The sequence below is a fragment of the Bullifex sp. genome, from assembly GCF_034103065.1.
Taxonomy (GTDB): Bacteria; Spirochaetota; Spirochaetia; order Sphaerochaetales; family Sphaerochaetaceae; genus Bullifex.
The window spans coordinates 1-2,592 of record NZ_JAXEGN010000237.1 but is presented as its reverse complement, the minus strand read 5'-3'; the positions used below and the strand labels follow the sequence as shown (position 1 = coordinate 2,592).

The 2,592-nt window shown below is 32.5% G+C and carries 2 protein-coding genes; one reads left to right on the top strand and one right to left on the bottom strand.

Annotation, left to right across the window (positions count from 1 at the left end; all coding sequences use genetic code 11):
* Positions 1–2,078, top strand: a 2,078-nt coding sequence (locus SOY52_RS09145; protein WP_320848651.1) for a DUF3427 domain-containing protein, incomplete at its 5' end; no start/stop codon positions are given.
* Between the two features lie 153 nt (positions 2,079–2,231).
* Here SOY52_RS09145 and SOY52_RS09140 read toward each other — a convergent pair.
* A partial coding sequence (locus SOY52_RS09140) for an Ltp family lipoprotein (RefSeq protein ID WP_320848650.1) occupies positions 2,232–2,592 on the bottom strand: 361 nt, incomplete at its 5' end.

Genomic DNA, 2,592 nt, shown 5'->3' with positions numbered 1-2,592 from the left:
CAGCATTTGATTATCGTCGTTTTAGGGAAAATCATCCGGGTAAAAGGAATAGCTTATTATTTGTAGCTCATAGAGAGGAAATCCTTTTACAAAGCCGTTATTGCTTTAGATCCATACTAAAGGATCCTAATTTCGGAGATATGCTTGTTGGAGATTACAAACTAGAGCAAACTGATTATTTATTTGCATCTATACAATCTATTAACTCTAAAAAATTAACAGAAAGCCTGTCTCCTGATTATTATGATTTTATTATTGTTGATGAATTCCATCACGCTCCAGCTGAATCATATCAGGACCTTCTTTCCTATTTTAAACCAAAGGTTTTACTTGGATTAACTGCTACTCCAGAAAGAATGGATGGTGAAGATGTATTGAAATACTTCGATGGTCAGCATTTTGCTGCTGAAATACGTCTTGGTGAAGCAATTGATAGACAGCTGCTATGTCCTTTCCATTATTTTGGTGTTAGTGATGGTACAGACCTGTCTACATTAAAATGGACAAGAAGCGGATATGATACTGAAGAACTTGAAAAGATTTATGCGTTAGATGTAATAGTTGCACAAAAGAGAGCTACGTTAATAATTAATACTCTCGAAAAATATATTAATGATCTTTCTACTATACATTGCATAGGATTCTGTGTTTCACAAGCTCATGCTAAATTTATGGCAGATTTCTTTTGTTTGAATGGCTTGAAAGCTATTAATCTTGATTCTAATTCATCTCCTGATGATAGAAAATCAGCTATTGGCAAATTAAAGGAAGGAAAAATAAACTTTATATTTGTTGTAGATTTATACAACGAAGGTGTTGATATTCCTTGTATTGATACAATAATGTTCCTTCGTCCTACTGAATCCTTAACTGTATTCTTACAGCAGCTTGGACGCGGATTAAGAATAAGTGAAGGTAAGGAATTTTTGACAGTTTTTGATTTCATTGGGCAGGCAAATAAAAACTACAAATTTGCTGAAAAGCTTGCATCAATTGGAGGTGTTAAGCCTAGTGAAATAAAATATGAGATTAAAGAGGATTTCTCTCGTGTTCCAAAGGGATGCTATATTGAACTAGATAAAGTATCTAAAGAAATAATTCTCAACACCATAAGTGCTGCTTTAGGCGAAAGACAAAAAATAATTAACTTAATAAAAGAATTTGCTGAAATTGAAAAGCAGATAACCTTGGAGAAATTTATTGACTATTCTCAGGTTAACATTCGGGACCTTTATAAGGTTGATAGTTTCTATAAACTTTGTATTCAAGCTGGTGTATTGAAAAATAATGATGAAATTCTTGATAACGCAATGAAAACTGCTTTCCCAAAGTTCGCAACTGTTGATTCTCAACGATTCTTAAAAACAATGATAAGAATTTTAGAATCAGGTATTAGCTTTGATGAGCAGTCTTATTCTGCAGAGGATTTAGCTATCCTAGATATGTTTAGGTTTACTATTCATGTAAATGCTGAAAAGACTGGATATACAAGAATTAAAACACTTAAAGAAGTAGAAGCTTCTCCATTAATTAAAAAGGAATTAATTGAATTATTTAAGCTTAATCTAAAGAATATTAGCTTTATTGATTATCCTGTTGATATTAATTCAGTTAATCCTTTGGATGCTTATTGTACTTATACTCGTGACCAGATATTAGCGGGCTTGGGGTATTATAATATTGATTCAATGAGACAAGGAGTGTTGTATATAAAAGATAAGAAAACAGATATTTTCTTAATTACCTTAAATAAATCAGAAAAAGAATTTACTCCATCAACTCGATATGAAGATTATGCAATAAACTCATCCTTATTCCACTGGCAGAGTCAAAGTACTACATCTGATAGTAGTCCTATGGGACAACGTTATATCAATCATAAAAGCATGGGTAGTAATATTCTTCTTTTTGTAAGAGAAAAGAAAAATGACAAATATGGTGCTGTTCCTTTTACATTGCTTGGATCTGCAGAGTATGTTCAGCATGAAGGTTCAAAGCCTATGAGTATTGTTTGGAAATTAAAAAGACCAATACCAGCTAGATTTATTACAAGCCTAAGTAGGGGAATTGCTCTCTAATGATATCGAGTAATGAATATTTCAATCCGTTTTTAATATACTTCTATCATATGAAAAATCGGTTATTCTAATAGCTTACCCTTAAATGATAATATTCAATGCCATTAAGTGCCTAAGCAGTCACAATATATAACTTAGGCACTTTTTGGAATATTACTTATATGCTTTTGAAGCGCCATATTCTGCTTGGGATGAAGTAAATCCCTCAAATTTTAGTTGGTCCACAAGACCTTTGTATGAAAAAGAAGAATACAATAGATATGATTGTGCACACTTAAAAGCTTGTTCGTTCCAATCTGCACCACAGTGCTCTGCTGCGTAAGTCGCATCTGAATTTGAAAATCCTTCAAACTCTAATTGATTGATCAAGCCCTTTTTTGAAAAGGCAGAATATTTTAGGTATGTTTCAGCAGACCGTAGTGCCTGTTGTTGACTGAAAGTACTACTTGTATTATTTGTGTTTGATGAAGATTCTTTACTCGAGCTTGATGAATTACCAAGTGGAGTATGATCA